This is a genomic window from Anaeromyxobacter paludicola, from assembly GCF_023169965.1.
GTDB classification, from domain to species: Bacteria; Myxococcota; Myxococcia; order Myxococcales; family Anaeromyxobacteraceae; genus Anaeromyxobacter_B; species Anaeromyxobacter_B paludicola.
The window spans coordinates 1,023,352-1,044,202 of the sequence record NZ_AP025592.1; the positions used below are offsets into that span (position 1 = coordinate 1,023,352).

21 protein-coding genes and 1 tRNA gene are annotated in these 20,851 nt (G+C 73.1%); 2 read left to right on the forward strand and 20 right to left on the reverse strand.

All coding sequences use genetic code 11. The features are described from left to right. Nucleotides 1-32 precede the first annotated feature (32 nt). Nucleotides 33-239 (reverse strand): hypothetical protein, encoded by a 207-nt coding sequence (locus AMPC_RS04785; RefSeq protein WP_248344752.1) that lies wholly within the window; start codon nt 237-239, stop codon nt 33-35. Between the two features lie 108 nt (nt 240-347). Between AMPC_RS04785 and AMPC_RS04790 the strand changes: the two genes are divergently transcribed. Further along, a tRNA-Leu gene (locus AMPC_RS04790) sits at nt 348-429 on the forward strand. A gap of 160 nt (nt 430-589) precedes the next feature. Here the strand turns inward: AMPC_RS04790 and secG are convergent. From secG to AMPC_RS04815, 5 genes are all read right to left on the reverse strand, one after another. Further along, nucleotides 590-1,006 (reverse strand): preprotein translocase subunit SecG, encoded by a 417-nt coding sequence (secG, locus tag AMPC_RS04795; RefSeq protein WP_248344753.1) that lies wholly within the window; start codon nt 1,004-1,006, stop codon nt 590-592. Continuing rightward, nucleotides 1,003-1,767, reverse strand: coding sequence for a triose-phosphate isomerase (gene tpiA / locus AMPC_RS04800; RefSeq protein WP_248344754.1), 765 nt, complete (start codon nt 1,765-1,767; stop codon nt 1,003-1,005). The genes secG and tpiA overlap by 4 nt, the downstream gene beginning before the upstream one ends. Before the next feature lie 4 nt (nt 1,768-1,771). Continuing rightward, entirely contained in the window at nt 1,772-2,965 is a 1,194-nt protein-coding gene (locus tag AMPC_RS04805) for a phosphoglycerate kinase (RefSeq protein WP_248344755.1), read from the reverse strand. Nucleotides 2,966-2,986: 21 nt separating this feature from the next. After that, nucleotides 2,987-3,988: a type I glyceraldehyde-3-phosphate dehydrogenase gene (gene gap, locus AMPC_RS04810; protein WP_248344756.1), complete on the reverse strand. Its 1,002-nt coding sequence runs from the start codon at nt 3,986-3,988 to the stop codon at nt 2,987-2,989. A 177-nt stretch (nt 3,989-4,165) separates the two neighbouring features. After that, nucleotides 4,166-4,354 (reverse strand): hypothetical protein, encoded by a 189-nt coding sequence (locus AMPC_RS04815; protein WP_248344757.1) that lies wholly within the window; start codon nt 4,352-4,354, stop codon nt 4,166-4,168. Nucleotides 4,355-4,598: 244 nt separating this feature from the next. Between AMPC_RS04815 and AMPC_RS04820 the strand changes: the two genes are divergently transcribed. Continuing rightward, nucleotides 4,599-6,191: an NAD(P)/FAD-dependent oxidoreductase gene (locus AMPC_RS04820; protein ID WP_248344758.1), complete on the forward strand. Its 1,593-nt coding sequence runs from the start codon at nt 4,599-4,601 to the stop codon at nt 6,189-6,191. Between the two features lie 18 nt (nt 6,192-6,209). Here the strand turns inward: AMPC_RS04820 and AMPC_RS04825 are convergent, their stop codons facing one another. The 14 genes from AMPC_RS04825 to hisS form a co-directional block, all read right to left on the reverse strand. Beyond that, complete coding sequence (locus tag AMPC_RS04825) at nt 6,210-6,563, reverse strand: cupin domain-containing protein (RefSeq protein WP_248344760.1); 354 nt, start codon at nt 6,561-6,563, stop codon at nt 6,210-6,212. Nucleotides 6,564-6,580: 17 nt separating this feature from the next. Continuing rightward, complete coding sequence (locus tag AMPC_RS20465; RefSeq protein ID WP_263009633.1) at nt 6,581-7,456, reverse strand: SPOR domain-containing protein; 876 nt, start codon at nt 7,454-7,456, stop codon at nt 6,581-6,583. 48 nt (nt 7,457-7,504) lie between these two features. Continuing rightward, nucleotides 7,505-9,289 (reverse strand): arginine--tRNA ligase, encoded by a 1,785-nt coding sequence (locus tag AMPC_RS04835; RefSeq protein WP_248344762.1) that lies wholly within the window; start codon nt 9,287-9,289, stop codon nt 7,505-7,507. 105 nt (nt 9,290-9,394) lie between these two features. Further along, nucleotides 9,395-10,483, reverse strand: coding sequence for a hypothetical protein (locus AMPC_RS04840; RefSeq protein WP_248344764.1), 1,089 nt, complete (start codon nt 10,481-10,483; stop codon nt 9,395-9,397). A 2-nt stretch (nt 10,484-10,485) separates the two neighbouring features. Continuing rightward, nucleotides 10,486-10,980 (reverse strand): HIT family protein, encoded by a 495-nt coding sequence (locus AMPC_RS04845; protein WP_248344765.1) that lies wholly within the window; start codon nt 10,978-10,980, stop codon nt 10,486-10,488. 20 nt (nt 10,981-11,000) lie between these two features. Next, nucleotides 11,001-12,056 carry a signal peptide peptidase SppA gene (sppA, locus tag AMPC_RS04850; RefSeq protein WP_248344766.1) on the reverse strand — a complete coding sequence of 352 codons (1,056 nt, stop codon included), beginning with the start codon at nt 12,054-12,056 and terminating at the stop codon, nt 11,001-11,003. Nucleotides 12,057-12,209: 153 nt separating this feature from the next. Next, nucleotides 12,210-13,919, reverse strand: a complete 1,710-nt coding sequence (locus AMPC_RS04855) for a 30S ribosomal protein S1 (protein WP_248344767.1) — start codon at nt 13,917-13,919, stop codon at nt 12,210-12,212. 194 nt (nt 13,920-14,113) lie between these two features. Next, complete coding sequence (ispH, locus tag AMPC_RS04860) at nt 14,114-14,950, reverse strand: 4-hydroxy-3-methylbut-2-enyl diphosphate reductase (protein WP_248344769.1); 837 nt, start codon at nt 14,948-14,950, stop codon at nt 14,114-14,116. Nucleotides 14,951-14,995: 45 nt separating this feature from the next. Further along, nucleotides 14,996-15,658 carry a hypothetical protein gene (locus tag AMPC_RS04865; protein ID WP_248344771.1) on the reverse strand — a complete coding sequence of 221 codons (663 nt, stop codon included), beginning with the start codon at nt 15,656-15,658 and terminating at the stop codon, nt 14,996-14,998. A 14-nt stretch (nt 15,659-15,672) separates the two neighbouring features. Further along, on the reverse strand, nt 15,673-16,383 hold the full coding sequence (cmk, locus tag AMPC_RS04870) for a (d)CMP kinase (RefSeq protein ID WP_248344773.1): 711 nt from the start codon (nt 16,381-16,383) through the stop codon (nt 15,673-15,675). Further along, nucleotides 16,380-17,471 carry a histidinol-phosphate transaminase gene (gene hisC / locus AMPC_RS04875; RefSeq protein ID WP_248344775.1) on the reverse strand — a complete coding sequence of 364 codons (1,092 nt, stop codon included), beginning with the start codon at nt 17,469-17,471 and terminating at the stop codon, nt 16,380-16,382. The genes cmk and hisC overlap by 4 nt, the downstream gene beginning before the upstream one ends. Nucleotides 17,472-17,489: 18 nt before the next feature. Then, complete coding sequence (locus AMPC_RS04880) at nt 17,490-18,458, reverse strand: acetyl-CoA carboxylase carboxyltransferase subunit alpha (protein WP_248344777.1); 969 nt, start codon at nt 18,456-18,458, stop codon at nt 17,490-17,492. A 78-nt stretch (nt 18,459-18,536) separates the two neighbouring features. Further along, the gene (gene miaA, locus AMPC_RS04885) at nt 18,537-19,469 is read right to left on the reverse strand and encodes a tRNA (adenosine(37)-N6)-dimethylallyltransferase MiaA (RefSeq protein ID WP_248344779.1); all 933 of its coding nucleotides are present in this window, start codon (nt 19,467-19,469) and stop codon (nt 18,537-18,539) included. Nucleotides 19,470-19,590: 121 nt separating this feature from the next. Further along, complete coding sequence (hisS, locus tag AMPC_RS04890) at nt 19,591-20,835, reverse strand: histidine--tRNA ligase (protein ID WP_248344781.1); 1,245 nt, start codon at nt 20,833-20,835, stop codon at nt 19,591-19,593. Nucleotides 20,836-20,851: the final 16 nt, after the last annotated feature.

The window sequence follows — 20,851 nt, forward strand, 5'->3', positions numbered from 1 at the left end:
GGTGAGCGCCCGCGCCCGTGCCGGGCGAAGGGCTAGGCGAGGCCGCCGGGCGGATGCAGCATGGCGAACTCGCCGTTCACCTCGCCGACCCGCACCGGCGCCAAGCGGTGGCAGGCGAGGCACGCCGACCAGGCGCTGCCCGGGCCCACCCGGACCGACAGATCTCCGCCGCACGCGACGCAGGCGTCGGGAAGGCGGAAGTCGCGGGCCTGGCTGCTCGTCTCTACGGTGCGCTCCATGCCCCTTACGTAAGACCGCGGGAGCCGTTGGCAAGCGCGTCACTTTTCTCTGCGCTGCGCGCTTGCCACAGCGTCGGGCCTTTGCTAGATAAGCCCCCGCTTCGCAACGCCCAGGTGGTGGAACTGGTAGACACACCATCTTGAGGGGGTGGCGCCGTAAGGCGTGCGAGTTCGAATCTCGCCCTGGGCACTCTGAGGGATCCGGCTTCGGCCGGGTCCCTTTTTGTTTTTGAAACCGAGGCTCCGGCCGGCGTCGCCTGGGCCCGGGGCCGCGCGCCCCGTCACGACGAAAAACGCCCCGCCACCTCGAGGGTGACGGGGCGCGTTCGAAGCGCTCTTCCGCGGGCGCGCTACTTCCGAGCCGGCGCGGGCGCGCCAGGGACCACCGGAGCGGGCGCGGAGCCCGCCGGCTGCTCGGCGCCGGGCGACTGGGGCACCGACGGCACGGCCGGAGCGGCCGCCCCGCCCGACGGCGGCGCGGGGGCGGCCGGCAGCGGCGCCGGGGCCACCGAGCGGTCCGGCCGGACCACCGAGCTGGTGTGCGAGGCGTGGTAGGCGAGCGTCAGCGACGTGAGCATGAAGATGCCCGCGCAGGCGCTCGTGACCTTGCCGAGGAACGTCTGGGCGCCGCGGCCGCCGAAGACGGTCTGGGAGCCGCCGCCGCCGAAGGCCGCGCCCATCCCGCCGCCCTTACCGGCCTGGAGCAGGATGACGAGGATGAGGACGACGCAGACGAGGACGTGGATGATGGTGACCAGCGTGATCAACGGATTGCACCTTTCACGATCTTGGAGAAGTCGTCGGCCTTGAGGCTGGCGCCACCCACCAGGGCGCCGTCCACGTCGGGCTGCGACATGAGCTCGGCCGCGTTCTCCGGCTTGACGGAGCCACCGTACTGTATCCGGACGGAGTCCGCCACCCCTCCCGCCAGCTCCCGGAGCAGCCCGCGGATGGCGGCGTGGACCTCCTGCGCCTGGGCGGTGGTGGCGGTCTTGCCCGTCCCGATCGCCCAGACCGGCTCGTAGGCCACCGTGAGCCGCCCGATCTGCTCCGCCGAGAGCCCGGCGAGCCCGCCGCGGACCTGGCGACCGACCATGGCGAGCGTCTCCCCGGCCTCCCGCTGCGCGAGCGTCTCGCCGACGCAGACGATGGGCAGGATCCCGGCCGCGAGGAGCGCCTTCACCTTCTTGTTGACCGACTCGTCGGTCTCCCCGAAGAGCTGGCGCCGCTCGCTGTGGCCGACGAGGCAGTGGCCGCAGCAGACGTCCGCCAGCATCGGCGCCGACACCTCGCCGGTGAAGGCGCCCTGCTTCTCGAAGTGGACGTCCTGGGCCGCGAGCTCGATGGGGCCGCCGTGGCCGAGCGCGTCGGCCACCGGCTTGAGCGCGGTGAAGGGCGGCGCGACCGCCACCTGCACCTCGCCCGCCACCCCGACCAGCGCGGCCTTGAGCTCCTTCACGAGGGCGACCGACTCGGCCACCGTCTTGTGCATCTTCCAGTTGCCGCAGACGAACTTCTTGCGCGCCATGAGGTCAGCCCTCCAGCACCTGGATGCCGGGGAGCACGCGCCCCTCGATGAACTCGAGGCTGGCGCCGCCGCCGGTGGAGACGTGCTTCATCTTCGCGACCAGGCCGGCCTCCTCGACCGCCGCCGCGCTGTCGCCGCCGCCGACCACCGTGACGCCGTCGCTGTCGGCCATCGCCCGGGCCACGCCGAAGGTGCCCTCGGCCCAGGGCTTCTGCTCGAAGAGCCCCATGGGCCCGTTCCAGAAGACGGTCTTCGCGGCCAGGATCCGCTGCCGGTAGACGTCGAGCGTCTTCGGCCCGATGTCGAGCCCCATGAGCGCGGGCGGGATCGCCCGGTCGTTCACGACCACGCGCTTCGCCGTCTCCTTCGGCTCCTCGGCGCAGACGTGATCCACCGGGAGGAGGAACTCCACCCCGCGGGCGCGCGCCTTGTCGAGGATCTGCCGCGCCAGCTCGAGCTTGTCCTCCTCGACGCGGCTCTTCCCGACCTCGAGCTCCTGCGCCCGGAGGAACGTGTAGGCCATGGCGCCGCCGATGCAGATGCAGTCGGCCTTGCCGAGCAGGTTCTCGATGACCTTGATCTTGTCGGAGACCTTGGCGCCTCCGAGGAGCGCGACGAACGGGTGCGCGGGCCGGGTGAGCACGCGCCCCAGGAAGTCGACCTCCTTCTTGATGAGGAAGCCGGCCGCCTTCTCCTTCACGAACTTCGCCATGCCCGCCGTGGAGGCGTGGGCGCGGTGGGCGGTGCCGAAGGCGTCGTTCACCCAGACGTCGGCGAGGCTCGCGAGCTCGCGGGCGTAGCCCTCGTCGTTCTTCTCCTCCTCCGGGTGGAAGCGGAGGTTCTCGAGCAGGAGCACCTCGCCCTCCCCGAGATCCTTCACCGCCTTCTTCACGCCGTCGCCGATGCTGTCGTCGGCGAGGGTGACGTCCTTCTTCAGGATCTCGGCGAGGCGCGTGGCGGCCGGCTCGAGCGTGTACTTCTGCCGGTCCTCCGGCTTGCCCTTGGGGCGCCCGAGGTGGCTGCCCAGGATCACCTTGGCGCGGTGATCGAGCGCGTAGGCGATGGTGGGGACCGCGGCGCGGATGCGGGCGTCGTCGGTCACCCGCCCCTGCTCGTCGAGCGGGACGTTGAAGTCGACGCGGATGAAGACCCGCTTCCCCGCGAGGTCGAGGGCGTCGAGCGTCTTGATGTCGGCCATGGCCGTTCCTGGGTCAGGAGATCACTTCGACAGGAACTTCGCCATGTCGACCATGCGGCTCGAGAAGCCCCACTCGTTGTCGTACCAGGCGAACACCTTCGCGAAGTTGCCGTCGATGACGAAGGTGTTGGTGGCGTCGAAGATCGAGCTGTGCGGGTTGCCGTTGTAGTCGATGCTGACGGTCGGGTCCTCGGAGTACTGCAGGATGCCCTTCAGGCTGCCCTCGGCGGCCTTCTTGAACTCGGCGTTGATCTGCTCGGCGGTGGCCGGCTTCTCGAGCTCGACGGTGAGATCCACCAGCGACACGTTCGGCGTCGGGACGCGGACGGCGGTGCCGTGGAGCTTGCCCTTGAGCGCCGGGATCACCTCGGCCACGGCCTTGGCGGCGCCGGTGGTGGACGGGATCATGGAGAGCGCGGCGGCGCGGGCCCGGCGCAGGTCCTTGTGCGGCAGGTCGAGCAGGTTCTGGTCGTTGGTGTAGCTGTGGACCGTGGTCATGAGGCCGCGCTTGATGCCGAAGCTCTCGAGCAGCACCTTCGCGACCGGCGTCAGGCAGTTGGTGGTGCAGGACGCGTTCGAGATGATCCTGTGGCTCGCCTTGTCGATCTTGTCGTGGTTGATGCCGTAGGCGACGGTGATGTCCGGGCCCTTGGCCGGCGCTGAGATGAGGACGCGCTTGCCGCCCGCCGCGAGGTGCCCCTCGGCCTTCGCCCGCTCCGTGAACAGGCCGGTGCACTCGAGGACGAGGTCGACGCCGTTCTTCTCGTGGGGGAGCTCCGCCGGGTTCTTGATGGCGGTGACCTGGATCTCCTTCCCGTTCACGACGATGCCGTGCTCGGTGGCCTTCACCTCGGCCTCGAGGACGCCGTGCACCGAGTCGTACTTGAGCAGGTGGGCGAGGGTCTTCGTGTCCGTCAGGTCGTTGATGGAGACGAAGTCGAGGTCCTTCTCTCCCCGCTCGATGGCGGCTCGCACGATGCAGCGTCCGATGCGACCGAAGCCGTTGATTGCGATCCGCGCCATGATTGCCTCCGGGGAAAGAGTATGTCGGTTCAGGTGGGTGCCGAAAATCGGCGCTAACCTACTTTCGGCCCCCAGGGGTGTCAACGGAAACGCTGGGCCGCGGCGGGCGCCGAAAATGCCGCGGCCGGCGCCTTGTTCGGGCACCGGCCGCGACGTGAAAGGGCGCTGGCGAAGGGCTCAGGCCACCCGGGCCTGCTCGACCTCGGCGGTGGCGGCCAGGGCCGCGCTCGCGTGCTTGAGGTCCTGCGTCACGAGGTCGATGAGCTCGGTCGAGAGGTTCAGGATCTGGTTCGGCGTGTACCCGTTGCCGCGGAGCTCCTTGAAGAGCGACTTGGCGAGGATCTTCGTTCCCTTGTTGTCGAGCATCGACGGCACCATCGGCTACCCCCGCGAGTGGAGCCCGCGCCACGAGAGCGCCAGGCGGACCTCGGGAGTAGCAACCCGCGCGCCAGCGCCCGCGCCCGCGCGCGAGGGCGTGATATCGGCCACTTGGCGAGGATGGCGCGGCGCCGAGCCGGCCGGGCGCGAACCCGCGTTCGCAGTCGGCCGGCCCGGACGGGGAAAAAGCGCGTAATCGCGTTCGCAGCCCACTAGTATCCGCCGGCTCGCCATGCGCTACCGCGTCGTCAACCTGGTCCTCTGGCTCGACGAGCCCGACAGCCTGCTCCCCCGCCGGGCGGCCGAGAAGCTGGGCGTCCGCTCCGAGCACCTCCGCGACCTCGTCGTGCTCCGGCGGTCGCTCGACGCCCGTAAGAAGGGCCACCCCCGCTGGCTGGTGAACGTGGAGGTGACGCTCGAGAGCGCGCTCCCGGGGACGCGTCCCGACGTCACCCCGGCGCCCGCCCCGGAGCCCCCGCCCCCGCCCGTCCGCGCGCCGGAGCGCCCGCCGCTCATCCTCGGCGCGGGCCCCGCCGGCCTGTTCTGCGCCTGGGCGCTCCTCGAGCGCGGCGTCCGGTCGATCGTGCTCGACCGCGGCAAGCCGGTCTCGCCGCGCCGCCGCGACGTGGCGAAGCTCATGCGCGGCGGAGAGCTCGACCCCGAGTCCAACATGAACTTCGGCGAGGGCGGCGCCGGCGCCTACACCGACGGCAAGCTCGGCACCCGCATCCACCACCCGGCCGTCCGCAAGGTGGTGGAGCTCTTCGCCCGCTTCGGGCAGGTGGAGCGGATCCTCGAGGAGGGCAAGCCACACGTCGGCTCCGACGTGCTGCCGGCGGCGGTCTCCGCCATGCGCGAGGAGCTCGAGCGCGGCGGCTGCGAGTTCCGCTGGAACGCGCGGGTCACCGACGTGGCGCTGCGCGGGGGGCGCGTCGCCGGCCTCGCGCTCCAGGACGGGACCCTCGTCGAGGGCGACCGGGTGGTGCTCGCGCCGGGGAACAGCGCCCGCGAGCTGTTCGAGCTCTTCGCCGCGCGCGGCTGGCCCATCGAGGCCAAGCCCTTCGCCGTCGGCTACCGGGTGGAGCACCCGCAGGCGCTGATCGACCGGATCCAGTACGGCCCGGCGGCGGGGCGCGGAGGGCTGCCGCCGGCCGACTACAAGCTCGCCGACAACCCGCGCGTCGCCGGCGCCCCCCGAGGCGTCTTCTCCTTCTGCATGTGCCCCGGCGGCGTCGTGGTCCCCACGCCGACCGAGCCGGGGCTGCAGTGCACGAACGGCATGAGCAACTCCCACCGTTCGTCGCCGCTCGCCAACGCGGGGCTGGTGGTGGCGGTCGCGCCGCAGGACTTCGCGGCCGAGGGGTTCGAGGGGCCGCTCGCCGGCCTCGCCTGGCAGCGGAAGTGGGAGGCGGCCGCCTACGCGCTCGGCGGCGGCGGCTACCTCGCGCCGGCGCAGCGCGTGACCGACTTCCTCGCGGGCCGCCTCGGGACGCCCCCGGGCCGGTCCTCCTACCGGCCGGGCCTCGCGCACGCCGACCTGTCGCGGCTCTATCCGGCGCAGCTCCAGGAGGCGCTCAAGCTCGGGCTGGGCGCCTTCGGCAAGCGGATGCGCGGCTACGTCACGGAGGAGGCGGTGCTCATCGGCGTCGAGACCCGGACGAGCTCGCCCTGCCGGCTGGTGCGCGACGAGCGCTTCCAGTCGCCGGGGCTCGCGGGGCTCTACCCGGCCGGCGAGGGGGCCGGCTACGCCGGCGGCATCGTCTCCTCGGCGGTGGACGGCCTCCGCGTGGCCGAGGCGATCTGCGCCGAGCTGCCCGCGGCGTGACCGGCGGGGCCGCGCGGGTCAGCGGCCGTAGCGATCCTCGAGCCGGACCACGTCGTCCACCTCGGGGGTGGACGCCTCGAGGATGTCGCAGTCGGTGACCGCGACCATGCGGTGCTTCGTGAGCGGCCGGACGCGGTAGCTCTCGCCGGGCGCGAGCCGGTGCTCCTCGAGCCCCCGCCCCTCGTCGAGCACGAGCGTGAGCTCGCCGCGGAGCAGGTGGATCGTCTCGTCCTTCCGCTCGTGGTACTGCAGCGAGAGGCTCTCGCCCGCGCGGACGTGCAGGAGCTTCCCCACGTACCGCTCGGTGGCCGCCCACCAGAGCTCGTATCCCCAGGGCTTGTCGACCCGGCGCGGCTGCTCGAACGTCTTCATCGCGCCGACATCCTAGCTCACCGCGAGGCGGTGACGTACCCCTGCAGCCCGGCCGAGCGCTGGAACCGGGCGGCTTCGGCCCGCGTGGGGAACACCCCGAGCCGGACGCGGTACCAGCGCCCCTTCCCCTCCACGTCGGACGCGACGATATGGGGGTGGTGCTTCTTGAAGCGGGCGGCGATGTGCTGCGCGTCCGCGAGGCTGGAGGCGGCGCCCACCTGCACCGAGAAGGCGCCGGCGGGGATGGTCTCGGCGGCGGGCGCCGCGGGCTTCGGCGCGCGGGCCCGGTCGGCGACGGCGAGTCGCGGCGCCGGCTTCTCGCCGGGGGCGGCCGGCTTCGCGGTCGGGGCGCTCGGCTTCGGCGCCTGCGCCGCCGCGTCGGACGGGCGCGCCGGACGGGGCGCGGGCTTCTCGGAGGGGGCGGCGGCGAGGGCCGGCGGGGGCTGGACGGCCGCGGGGGCCGGCGCGAGGGCCGGAGCCGGCGCTGGGGCCGCGTCCGGCTTGCCGCCGTCCCGATCGGCGCCGGCGACGCTGGAGGTGAGCACCGGCCCCTTGGCGGCGGGCGGCGGGAGGGTGGCGACGCGCGGCGGCTCCGCCGGGGCGGCCGGGGGAGCGGCGAGCGGCTGGTGGAAGGAGAAGTCGGTGGGCGAGGCCGAGGCCTCCTTCACCGGCTCGCCCGGACCGGTCTCCTCGGCCCGCGCCGGCACGTCGAGCGACGAGAGATCCGGCTGGATCGCCGCGCCGGCCGCGCGCGCGCCGGCCTGCCGGCCCCACGCGACGCCCGCGCCGAAGGCGAGGCAGAGCGCGAGGAGCGCGCCCGCCCCGAGCCCCGCGAGCCGTTTGCCCTGCGAGGTCAGCAGCGGTGAAGGTTTCCTGATCCGAGTGTTCGCCATGTCCGTCCGCCCGCGGCCCCTCGCCGCGAGGTGCCGTGAGCGGACATTCTAGGCGTCCTCGCCGATATCGCGAGTTTCCATCCGCTCGGGCGCGGCGACGCCCAGGGCGGCGAGCCCGTTCGCGAGCACCTGCTTGAGCGCCTTGCAGAGGTAGAGGCGCCCCGCGGTGGTGGTCGGGTCGGTGCCGATGACCCGCTCGCCCGTCTTCTTGCCCTGCGTGTAGTAGCTGTGGAAGGCGGCGATGGTCTCCTGCAGCCAGAAGGCGACCCGGTGGGGCTCGTAGGCGAGCGCGGCGCCGGAGAGGAGGTCCGGGAACGCCACCACCCGCCGCATGAGCTCCTGCTCCTCGGGCGTCGTGAGCCGGCGGACGGCGGCGAGGTCGAAGGACGGCTCCGGCAGCCCCGCCTCCTTGGCCTTCGCGAGGATGCTCGCGAGGCGCGCGTGGCCGTACTGCACGTAGAAGACCGGGTTGTCGAGCGACTGCCTCTTCGCGAGCTCGAGATCGAAGTCGAGCTGCGCGTCGGAGCGGCGGGTGAGGAAGAAGAACCGGGTGGCGTCCCGGCCCACCTCCTCCACCACCTCGCGCAGGCTCACCACGGTGCCGGCGCGCTTCGACATCTTCACCGCCTCGCCGCCGCGGGTGAGGTTGACCATCTGGATGAGCACGACGTGGAGGTCGTCGCGCTTGGCGCCGAGCGCCTCGAGCGCGGCGTGGAGCCGCGGCACGTAGCCGGCGTGGTCGGCCCCGAGCACGTCCACGAGGGCGTCGGCCCGCTGTCGCTTGTCCCAGTGGTACGCGATGTCGGCGCAGAAGTAGGTGGGGGTGCCGTCCGACTTCTTCACCGGGCGGTCCACCTCGTCGCCGTACTGCGAGGAGCGGAAGAGCGTGAGGTCGTCGGCGACCGAGACGCCCTCCTCGTCCGGCTGCGGCTGCGGGGGCGGCTGCCCCTTCTTCGACTTGGGCGGCGGCAGCTTCCCGACGTAGACGAGGTCGCGCTCCTCCAGGTGGCGGATGAAGCGGTCCACCGTGCCCGACTGGTAGAGCGCCTTCTCGGACGACCAGCGATCGAACGCGATGTTCACCGCGGCGAGGTCCCCGCGGATGAGCCCGAGCACGTGGACCACCGCCCGGTCGCGGAAGAGGTCGAGCCACCGCGACTCCGGCGCATCCAGGTACGCGTCCCCGTACTCCTCCTGCAGCTCCCGGGCGATGTCCACGACGTACTCGCCGGGGTAGCTCTTGGGCGGCATGGTGACCGTGCGCCCGTGCAGCTCCTGGTACCGGAGGTGGACCGAGCGCGCCAGCGTCTGGACCTGCGCGCCGTAGTCGTTGACGTAGTACTCGCGGGTCACCTCGTGGCCGCTCCAGGCGAGCAGCCGCGCCACGCCGTCGCCCACCACCGCGTTGCGCCCGTGGCCGACGTGCATGGGGCCGGTGGGGTTGGCCGAGACGTACTCCACGATGACCTTGCGCCCCTTGCCGACCTCGGTCCGGCCGAAGGACTCGCCCCGCTCCTCGACCTCGCCGAGGGCGCGGAACCAGACGTCGGGCGCGAGCCGCACGTTGATGAAGCCGGGCCCGGCGATCTCCAGGGCGGCCAGGTCGCCGTTCGCGTCCCCGGCGCGGACCGCGTCCACGATGGCCTGCGCGAGCTCGCGCGGCGGCTTGCCGGCCGCCTTCGCGAGCACCATGGCGGCGTTGACGGCGAAGTCCCCGTGGCGCGGGTCGCGCGGAGCGTCCACGGCGAAGGGAGGGGGCGCGGGCCAGCGGCCCTCGGCGGCGCCGCGCGCCAGGGCGTCGCGGAAGAGCTGGATGACGAGATCGCGGACCATAGGGGCCGACCTCATACCGAGCCGCCGAGGATCCCGCAAGCGGCGGCCGAGGCGGGGCGGGGGGCGGGCAGCATCCCTCGCGTGGACGAGAGGGCGCCCTCGCGCTCAAAACGCATCAAATGCCCCGCAGCGGTCGCAGCGCCAGGCGCGGAGCGGCGTGGCGGCCCCGCAGGAGCGGCAGCGCAGCGGCTGGGCCCGGCGCAGGAGCGCGGCCCGCATCAGGTCGTGACGGGCGGCGAGCTCGTCGGGGGCCGGCGCCGCCGCCTCCCGCAGGAGCTCCCGCATGGCGATGGTCACCTCGCCCGTGCCGTCGCGCTCGAGCGCCCCGGCGAGGCACGGGAGCGCCTCCGCCTGCCGGCCGGCCGCGAGCAGCAGCCGCGCCCGGAGCACCCAGAGCGCCGCGTCCGCCGGGCGCGCCGCGAGCCGGGCCTCGACGAAGGGGAGCGCGGCGGGGCCCGCGGCGGCGAGCGCCGGCCAGGCGAGGAGCGCGGCCTCGGGGGCGGCGTCCAGCGCCCGGGCCGCGAGCGAGAGCGCCTGCTCCGCCCTCCCCTCCCCCGCCTCGACCTCGGCGAGCGCGAGCAGGGCGTCGGCCGAGCCCGGTCCGGCCGCCACGGCCTGCTCGGCGTGCGCGCGCGCCGGCGCGCCGCGGGAGAGGGCGCGCCGCGCGAGCGCCGCCTCGAGGTGCGCCAGGAGCCGGTCCTCCCCGCCCTCGGCGAGGCGCCGCTGCAGCTCGGCCGCGCCGGTGAGATCACCCCGGTCCACGAGGACGTCGCGCAGCCCCGCCGCGGCGGCCCCGTCGCCCCGCTCGACGAGCGGACGGAAGGTGGCCTCCGCCTCCTCGAGCATCCCGCCCCGCCGGTAGTCGGCGGCGAGCTCGCGCTCCACCTCGTCCCGCCGCTCCGGCGCGAGGTCGGCGCGCAGCAGGATGTTCCGGTGCAGCCGGATGGCGCGGGCGAGATCCCCCTCGCGCCGGAAGAGCGCGCCGAGGGCGAGGTAGGTGTCGTAGGCCTCGGGGGCCGCCAGGCGCGCGGCGTCGGACAGCGCCTCCATGGCGGCGTCCGGGTTCCCCTCGAGCATGGAGCGCACGCCCTTGAGGTAGGCCTTCGCCTGCTCCCGGCGGCGGCGCAGCTGCTCGCGCACCAGGATGGCCGCGGCCGCGGCGGCGCAGGCCAGGGCGAGGACGAGCCAGGACACGGTCAGGGCTGCTGGAACGCGGCGGAGATCCGCTCCCAGGACTCGTCGAGGTGCTGCACCATCACGCGGACGTCCGCCAGCACCGGCATGAAGTTGTTGTCGCCGGTCCAGCGCGGCACCACGTGGTAGTGCAGGTGATCGGCGATCCCGGCGCCCGCGGAGCGGCCCAGGTTCATCCCCACGTTCATGCCCTCCGGCCGGTAGGCGGCGCGCACCGCCACCACCGCCCGGCGCAGCTCCTCGTGGAGCTCCTGGAAGTCCTCGGGGGCGAGGTCCTCGAGCCGGGCCACGTGGGCGCGCGGGATGACCATCACGTGCCCCGAGTTGTAGGGGAAGCGGTTCAGGATCGAGAAGGCCCGCGCGCTCCGGTGGACGATGAGGTTCCGCCGGTCGGCCTCGGCGCCCTCCTCCGCCGGGAACTGGCAGAAGATGCAGCCCTCCGGCTTGGGGGCGTCGATGAAGGCCATGCGCCAGGGCGCCCAGAGCGGCTTTTCCATCTTCACCTCACCTCGCGGCGCTAGCGCGCCAGGTAGTAGAGCCCGGGGCCGGCGGCGCCCATGGCGTCCTTCGCGACCTCGCTGCGCACCGCGTCCGCGACCGAGCGGACCCCGTTGCCGAGCAGCGTGTCGAGCAGCTTCGCCCGGTCCTCCGGCGGGTAGACGAGGTGCGGCTCGCCCTTGAGCCCCGCCTTGCGCTTCGCCAGGTCCACCGCGTCGTTGAAGTTGCCGAGCGCGTCCACGAGCTTGAGCTGGTGCGCGGTCTCGCCGGTGAGCACCCGACCGTCGGCGAACTTCTTCACCTCCTCGGGCGGGAGGTGGCGCGACTCGGAGACCGCCGCCACGAACTGCAGGTACACCTGGTCCACGAGCGACTGCCAGTAGACGCGGTCGTCCGGGTTCATGTCGCGGAACGGGTTGCCCGCGTCCTTGAGCTTGCCGCTCTTGATGGTCTCGACCCGGACGTCGAACCGCTCGGCGAGCCCCTTCAGGTTCGGGAACTGGCTGATGACGCCGATGGAGCCGGTGAGCGTGCCGGGCTCGGCCAGGATCACCGGGCAGGCCATCGCGACGTAGAAGCCGCCGGAGGCCGCCATGTTGCCCATCGAGCAGACCACCGCCTTCTTCCGGGCGACGAGCTTGCGCAGCTCGTCGTAGATCTCCTGCGACGGCGCCACCGAGCCGCCCGGCGAGTCGATGCGCACGACCACCGCCCGCATCTCGTCGTCGTCGGCGTAGCGCTTGACGGTCTTGAGCACCTCGTCGGAGTCCACCGCGCCGCGGCCGCCGCCGATGGTCCCCTTCACCTCGACGATGCCGATGCGCGGGCCGGTCGAGAGGCGCGGCCCCTCGCCGCGCACCGCGCTGTAGACGAGGAGCGAGAAGGCGACGAAGCCGAGGAGCAGGAACGCGAGCACGCCGAGCGCGAGGCCGAGCCCGGAGCGCTGGCGCGGCGGCGGCCAGGGCCAGCCCGGCGGCGGCCCCCAGGACGGCGGCGGAGGAGGCGGCGCGCTCCACTGCGGCGCCGCTCCGACCGGCGTGGTGGGGAGCGGCTGGCTCGGGTCGTGCGGTTCCATGCGCGGAGAAGAGCACGGAGGCGTGGGCGCCGCAATGGCCAACGGGCGCGCGAATGGGAGGGGTCCCGGCGCGGCGGGGCGGCGCGCGTCACAAATGCAGCGGGCGGCCCCGTGAGGAGCCGCCCGCCGGTGAATCAGGGTGTCGCGGAGGAGCTACCGGTTGCGCCGGTTGAACTTCTCCATGAGGTCGCCGAGGCGAGCGCGGCCGCCCTCGTTCTGGCGGCGCAGGTACTCGCGGTAGTCGTCGTCGCCGTCGCGGCTGAGCGCCTTGACGGAGAGGGCGATCTTGCGGTCCTGGAGGTCGAGGTCGATGACCTTCACCTCGAGCTCCTGGCCCTCGCTGACCACGTCGCGCGGGTTCTCGGTGCGCTCCTCGCGCAGCTCGGACACGTGCACCAGGCCCTCGATGCCGGGCTCGATCTCCACGAAGGCGCCGAAGTCGGTGACCTTCGTGACCTTGCCCTTGACGCGGGCGCCGACCGGGTGGCGCTCGGCGAGCGTGGTCCACGGATCCGGCTGGGCCTGCTTGATGCCGAGGCTGAAGCGCTCGTTCTCGACGTCGATGTTGAGGACCACCGCCTCGACCACGTCACCCTTCTTGAACTTCTCGCCCGGGTGCTTGATGCGCTCGGTCCAGCTGATGTCGGACACGTGCACGAGGCCGTCGATGCCCTCCTCGACGCCGACGAAGATGCCGAAGTCGGTCACGTTGCGGACCTCGCCGCGGATCGTGGTGCCGATCGGGTACTTGTCCTCGAGGAGCGTCCAGGGGTTCGCCTCGATCTGCTTCATGCCGAGGCTGATGCGCTTGGCCTTGGGGTCGATGTCGAGCACCACCGCCTCGACCTGATCGCCGATGTTGACGATCTTCGAGGGGTGCTTCACGCGCTTGGTCCAGCTCATCTCGCTGACGTGGACCAGGCCCTCGACGCCCTGCTCGAGCTCGATGAAGGCGCCGTAGTCGGTCAGGCTGACCACCTTGCCCTTGACCCGCGTGCCGACCGGGTACTTCTCGTCGGCGCGGTGCCACGGGTCCTCCTGGATCTGCTTGAGGCCCAGGCTGACGCGCTCGCTGGCGGGGTCGAACTTGAGGACGACGACCCGGACCTCCTGGCCCACCTCGAACATCTCGCTCGGGTGGCCGATGCGGCCCCAGCTCATGTCGGTGACGTGGAGCAGGCCGTCGATGCCGCCGAGGTCGATGAAGGCGCCGTAGTCGGTGAGGTTCTTGACCACGCCCTTGAGGACCGCGCCCTCCTTGAGGTTCTTGAGGGTCTCCTTCTTGAGCTCCTCGCGCTCCTTCTCGAGCAGCACGCGGCGGGAGAGGACGATGTTGCCCCGCTTCTTGTTGAACTTGATGACCTTGAACTTGAACTTCTCGCCGATGAGCTTGTCGAGGTTCCGCACCGGGCGGATGTCGACCTGCGAGCCGGGGAGGAAGGCCTTCACGCCGATGTCGACGGAGAGGCCGCCCTTCACGCGGCCGACGATGACGCCCTCGACGAGCTCGTCGCGCTCGCACGCGGCGGAGATCTCGTCCCAGATGCGCATCTTGTCGGCCTTCTCCTTGGAGAGGACGACCATGCCGGTGTCGTTCTCGCGGGACTCCACGAGAACCTCCACCTTGTCACCCACCTTGACGGCGGGCTCGGCGCCGGGGGCGGCGACGAACTCCGAGATGGCCACCTGGCCCTCGGACTTGTAGCCGATGTCGATGACGGCGAAGTCCTTGGTCAGCTGGATGACGGTGCCGTGGACGACCTTGCCTTCCTCGACCTGACCGCTCTGAGCCTCGCTCTGGGCGAACAGGGTGGCGAAGTCCTCGACCTCGGCCTCGGGCGCAACGGGAGTCTGATTCTCCATTCTGATGGAACCAACCTTTGTCGGCTGACGCCGGCGCGAGAGGGCCGGCGGAAGCTGCGATGTACCCCTGTTGATTCGACCCACCACCCCGGGGAGCGAGGGCGGCGGCCGCGGCCGGCGGACCCGGCCTATTGCCTTTTTCTGAGAGCGCGCACGCTACACGGGCGATTTTCCTGCGTCAAGCGGAGCCCGGGTCAGCGCATGTCCCTCAACCTGGCGGCCACCCCCTCGATGACCCAGTCGGGGGTGGAGGCGCCGGCGCTGAGCCCGACCACCGTACAGCCGGTGAACCAGGAGGGGTCGAGCTCGTCCTCGGTCTCGACGTGCCAGGTGCGCGGCTGGATCTCCCGGCAGATCTCGGCGAGGTGGCGCGTGTTGGCGCTGTTCTTCCCACCCACCACCACCACCGCGTCCACCTCGCTCGCGAGCGCGCGGGCGTCCGCCTGCCGCTCGTCGGTGTCGCTGCAGATGGTGTTGACCGCGCGGACCTCCTGGTGCCGGAGGGCCAGGGCGCCGACCGCGCGCTCGAAGTCTGCCCCGATGCAGGTGGTCTGGGCGATGACCGCCACCCGCTTCGCCTTGAACTCCGGGACCGCGCCCCCGGGCTTCATCACGGTGCAGGGCCCCTCGGCGAAGGAGACCACGCCCTTCACCTCGGCGTGGTTCGCGTCGCCGACCACGACGAGGTGGTAGCCCTCGCGCGTGAGCCGCTGCGCCATGACCTGCGGGAACTTCACGTAGGGGCAGGTCCCGTCCACGACCGAGAGCCCGCGCGCCCTCGCCCGCTCGAGCTCGGTCCGGACGGCGCCGTGGGTGCGGACGACCACCGTGGCGCCCGGCGCGACCTCCTGGACCTCGGCGACGGTGCCGACCCCCTTCTCGCGCATCCGCGCCACCGCCTGGGGGTTGTGGATGATGGGGCCGAGCGTGACCACCGGGCCGGCGGCGCTCGCCGCCACCTCGTCCACCTTGTCCATGGTGCGGCGCACGCCCCAGCAGAAGCCAGCGGTCCGGGCGATCTTCACTTCCATGCGATCGGCGCCTCCTTCGTGCGCGGCGGCCTCGAGCCCCGCCCCTCAACTCTTCTCGCCGACGAACTTGTCGCGCTCGTCCCTGAAGAGGACGTTGAAGGTGGTGAGGGTGCCGTAGCACTTGGTGATGTAGCCCTGCAGCTCGACCTTCTCGCCGTCGGTGAGCTTGGGGTGGGCGTTGAGCTTCTGCTCGAGCACGCGCAGCCGGTCGCGCAGCATGACCACCTTGTGGAAGAAGGCCTCGATCGGCACCTCCTTCGGCTGCAGCTCGGGGTCGCGCGGCTTCATGAGGAGCGCCCCGCCCTCCCACTTCGCGGCGAGCGGGATGGGCTGCGTCTCCTCGCGGAGCACCTCCCGGATGGCGGCGGCGAACTCTTCGCGGGTCATGGCGAGGATCTCCTCGGGCAGGTCGAGCGCCGCGGGGACGGGCGCGAGGTCGAGCGGCGTCACCTCGGCGCCGTGCCGGACGAGCGGCCGGGCGGGCGAGGGGTGGCGCCGCGTGGGGGGCGGTGGCGGCGGGGCGTGCGGCACCGGGGCCTCGCGCGCCAGGTAGCGCTCGCAGCGGGGCGCGGTGCCGGGGAAGTCGCCGGTGCGGACCTGCAGGCGGCACGGGCCGATGGGCCCGCGGGCGTCCTCGAGGATGGGGCGCCACAGCCGGCAGCTCCCACACTCACGCGGTCCGTAGCGGTGCTCGGCGGACAGGTCCATCGGGGGAGGGCATCCTAACGCGGGTCGACACCCTGCGCCACGCGCGCCCGGACCTCTCCCGCCAGCGCCTCCACCACCTCGTCGAGCGAGAGGGCGGTCGAGTCGAAGACCCGCGCGTCGGCGGCCGGCCGGAGGGGCGCCACGGCGCGCGAGGAGTCGTCGGCGTCGCGCTTCAGCTGGTCGGCGAGCACCTGCTCGAAGGGGGTCGTGTCGCCGCGGGCCTGGAGCTCGGCGAAGCGGCGGCGCGCCCGGACCTCGGGCGAGGCGGTGAGGAAGAACTTGGCGTCCGCGTCGGGGAAGACCACGGTGCCGATGTCGCGTCCCTCGAGCACCGCCCCGGCGTTGCCCGGGGCGGTCGCGAGGCGGCGCTGCAGGTCGAGCAGCGCCGCGCGCACCACCGGGCGGGCGGAGACCGCGCTCGCCCCGAGCGACATCTCGGGCGTGCGGATGGCGGCGGAGACGTCCTCCTCGCCGAGCAGCACCCGCTGGGCGCCCTCCCCGCCCGGCGGCGGCGCGAACCGGATGCAGAGCGCCGGCAAGAGCGGCCCCAGCGCGGCGTCGTCGTCGAAGGCGATCGCGGCCCGGCGGGCGGCGAGCGCCACCGTCCGGTAGATGGCGCCGGTGTCCACCATGGCGAACCCGAGCCGGGCGGCGAGGCGCCGGGAGGTGGTGCTCTTGCCGGCGCCGGCCGGCCCGTCGATGGCGACGATGAACGGGCGGCTCACGTGGCGAGGACCTCGCGGAGGGCGGCGAGGCACTTCTCGTTCTCGGCGTGCAGGCCGACCGTGATCCGCTGGGCGGTGGGGAACCCGTAGCCGGCCATGGGGCGGGCCACCACGCCGCGGCGGAGCAGCCCCTCGAAGACCTCGCGCGCCCCGTGGCCCGGGAAGTCCACGAAGAGGAAGTTGGCCTGGCTCGGCAGCACCCGCCCGCCGAGCGCGGCGAGCCGCTCCTCGAGGAAGGGCCGCTCCGAGGCGACGAGCGCCCGGCTCCGGGCGAGGTGCTCCTCGTCGGCCAGCGCGGCGATCGCCGCCTCCTGCGCCACCAGGCTCGTGTTGAAGGGGGCGCGGAGCCGGTCGAGCCAGCCCACCACCTCCGGGCTCGCCACGCCGTAGCCGACGCGCAGGCCGGCGAGGCCGTAGACCTTGGAGAAGGTGCGCAGGGTGACGAGGTTCGGGTGGCGGCGGCGCAGCGCCAGCGCGTCCGGGAACCCCGGCGCGCTCGCGAACTCCACGTACGCCTCGTCGAGCACCACGAGCACGCTCGCGGGGACGCGCGCCAGGAACCGCTCCAGCGCCTCGGCGCCGAACCAGGTGCCGGTCGGGTTGTCCGGGTTGGCGAGGAAGATGAGCTTCGTGCGCGGCGAGAGGCGCGCCGCGATGGCGTCGAGGTCGTAGGCCCGGTCCTTCATCGGGGCCTCGACGCAGGGGCACCCGTGCGCCTGCGCGGCCAGCCGGTAGCAGACGAAGGACTGCGCCGAGGTGAGGACCTCCTCGCCCGGGCAGATGAAGGTGCGGACCAGCAGCTCGATGATCTCGTTCGAGCCGTGCCCGAGCACCACCTCCTCCGGCGTCACCCCGAGCCGGGCGGCGAGCGCGCCGCGGAGCGCGAAGGCGCTGCCGTCGGGGTAGAGGTGGACCTTCGCGCAGGCCTCCCGCGCGGCGGCCACGGCGCGGGGGCTCGGGCCGAGCGCGTTCTCGTTGGACGCGAGCTTGGCCACGTTCGAGATGCCGTACTCCCGCTCCACCTCCTCGATGGGCTTGCCGGGGACGTACGGGGTCAGCGAGGCGACGTTCGGAGGGACGAGCGGCATGGCCGGTTCTTATACCAGCTACCCCTCGGCGGCGTAGACCCCCATCGCCCGGAACTTCTCGTAGCGGTCCCGCACCAGCTCCTCCGGCGAGAGCTTCGACAGCTCGCCGAGGTGGCGGCGGATGGCGGCGGCCACGTTCCCGGCGGTGACGCCGGCGTCGCGGTGGGCGCCGCCGGCCGACTCCTCCACGATCTGGTCCACGATCCCGAAGGACTGGAGGTCCTTGGCGGTGAGCTTGAGGGCGTCGGCCGACTTCTCCGCCTTGCTGGCGTCGCGGTAGAGGATGGAGCTGCAGCTCTCGGGGGAGATGACGTTGTACCAGGCGTACTGCAGCATCAGGATCCGGTTGGCGACGCCGAGGCCGAGGGCGCCGCCGGAGCCGCCCTCCCCGATCACCACCGAGATCACCGGCACGCCGAGCGAGGCCATGACCTCGAGGTTCACCGCGATCGCCTCGGCCTGCCCGCGCTCCTCGGCGCCGATGCCGGGGTAGGCGCCCGGGGTGTCGATGAAGGTGATGATGGGGCGGCGGAAGCGGTCGGCGAGGTCGAAGAGCCGCCGGGCCTTCCGGTAGCCCTCCGGCCGCGGCATGCCGAAGTTCCGCAGCATGTTCTCCTTCGTGCTGCGCCCCTTCTGATGGCCGATGACGAGCACCGGCTCGCCCTCGAAGCGCGCGAAGCCGGCCACGATGGCGCGGTCGGCGGCGAAGCGCCGGTCGCCCTCGAGCTCCACGAAGTCGGTGAAGAGCGTGGAGACGTAGTCAAGCGTGTAGGGCCGGTTGGGGTGGCGCGCGAGCTGCACGATCTGCCAGCGCGACAGGTCCCGGAAGATCTCGGCCTGCAGCTTGCGCGACTTCTTCTCGAGCTTGGCGATCTCGTCGGAGAAGTCGACGGAGGTGCCGGTGGAGAGCTGCTTCAGCTCCGCGATCTTCGCCTCGAGGGCGAGGAGCGGACGCTCGAATTCGAGGGTGTAGACGGTTCTGGCCACGGGCGGCTTATAGCATGCCGCACCGCGCGCCAATCCATCCACGCGGGGCGAAATCGATGACGCCCTGCGGCAAGCCGCTCACCGGGGCAGCGCCGCCGCGACCGCCTCCGCGAGCGGGGCCGGATCCGCCGGCGGCGCGAGCCACTCGAGGCTCGGCTCCTTGCGGAGCCAGATGACCTGCCGCCGCGCGTACCGCCGGGTCGCGGCCTGGACCCGGCGGACCGCCTCGTCCACCGCGAGCTCCCCGCGCGCCGCGGCCGCCGCCTCGGCGTAGCCGATGGGGAGCTTGGGCGGGAGCGCGCCGCCGGCGCGCTCGAGCAGCGCCCGCGCCTCGTCGAGGATCCCGCCCCGGAACATCGCCTCCACCCGCGCGTCGATGCGCCGGTGCAGCTCCGGCCGCGGGACGTCGAGCGCGAGCAGGCGGGCGGGGTAGCGCGGCTCGGCGAAGCGGTGCGCCGCGAAGATCTCGGTTTGGGTGCGGCCGCTCGCGGCCATCTCCAGCGCCCGGACCACGCGCACGAGATCGTTCGGCCGGATCCGCGCCGCCGCCTCGGGATCCACCGCCGCGAGCCGCCGGTGCAGCGCGGCCCGCCCGTCGCGCGCCGCCTCCGCCTCGAGCGCGGCCCGGAGCGCCGGGTCGCGGCCGGGCGCCTCCGCCACGCCGCGGAGCAGCGCGCGCAGGTAGAGCCCGGTGCCGCCGCAGACGATGGGGAGCCGGCCGCGCGCGGCCACGCCGGCGATGGCCTCGTCGGCGAGCCGGCAGAAGCGGGCCGCGTCCATCCCCTCCCCCGGCTCGGCCACGTCGAGCAGGTGGTGCCGCGCCCGCGCCCGCTCGGCCGGCGTGGGCTTGGCGGTGCCGACGTCGAGCCCGCGGTAGACCTGCTGCGAGTCGGCGTTCACCACCTCGCCGCCGAGCCGGACCGCGAGCTCCACCGCGAGCGCGGTCTTGCCCGACGCGGTGGGGCCCGCGACGACGAGGAGGAAGGGGCGGGGCACGGAAGTCGTCGGCATCACGGCGCGGCGGACCGCCCCTCCCCCGCCCTCCCCACGCGGTGGGGAGGGAGTGCCCCGACCTCCCTCTCCCGCGCAGCGGGGGAGGGTCGGGGAGGGGGCGCCTTCGGGGCTCGTCGCCTCACTCCCGCAGCCGCTCGGCGAGGTCGTCGAGCCGCACCGGGAGCTCCTCGCGCGTGGCCAGGTCCTTGAGCTTGGCCTCGCCGCTCGCCGCCTCGTTGCCGCCGAGCACGACCGCGTAGCGGGCGCCGACCCGCTCCGCCTGCTTGAACTGGGTCTTCATCTTGCCGCCGCGGGGATCGAGATCGCAGGCGATCCCGAGCTTGCGCAGCTGGCTCGCGCGCCGGAGCGCCTCCTTCGCCCCCGCCTCGTCGGCGGAGAGGAAGAAGACCGCCGGCCCCTGCTCCGGCGGGGCGCGGCCGATGGCCTCGAGGATGAGGGCGAGCCGCTCCTGCCCGAGGGCGAAGCCGATGCCCGGCGTGGGCTGCCCGCCGAGCGTCTCCACGAGCCCGTCGTAGCGGCCGCCGCCGGCCACCGCCGACTGGCTGCCGAGGGCGTCGCTCGCGAACTCGTAGGCGGTGCGCGTGTAGTAGTCGAGGCCGCGCACGAGGCGAGGGTCGAGCCGGTACGCCACCCCCAGGGCATCGAGGCCGGAGGTGACCGCGCCGAGGTGGTCCTTGCAGCCCTGGCAGAGCGCGTCGAGGAGGCGCGGCGCGCCCTGGAGCACCGGCTGGCAGCTCTCCACCTTGCAGTCGAGCACGCGCAGCGGGTTGCGCTCGATCCGGTCGCGGCAGTCGGCGCAGAGCGCGCCGGCGTGGCCCTGCAGGTAGCCCTTCAGCGAGGCGAGGTAGGCCGGGCGGCAGGCGGCGTCGCCGACGCTGTTGAGCTTGAGGTCGGTGGTGACGCCGAGCCGGGAGAAGAGGTCGGCGAGGAGCGCGATCTGCTCCACGTCCACCGCCGGCTGCCCGGCGCCGAACGCCTCGCAGCCGATCTGGTGGAACTGCCGGTAGCGCCCCTTCTGCGGCCGCTCGCGGCGGAACATGGGGCCGATGTAGAACCACTTCTGCAGCCCCTCGACGTGGCAGCCGTGCTCGATGAAGGCCCGCACCGTGCCGGCGGTGCCCTCGGGCCGCAGGGCGAGCAGCTCCTCGCCCTTGTCCTCGAAGACGTACATCTCCTTGTTGACGATGTCGGTGGCCTCGCCCACGCCGCGCGCGAAGAGGGCGGCGTGCTCCACCGCCGGCGTGCGGACCTCGCGGTACCCGTAGAGGTGGAACACCTCGCGCGCGAGCCGCTCCATCTCGTGCCAGCGGCCCACGGCCGCGGGCAGGATGTCGTTCATTCCCTTGACGCCGGTGATCTTCATCGTCCGGCGTATGTAG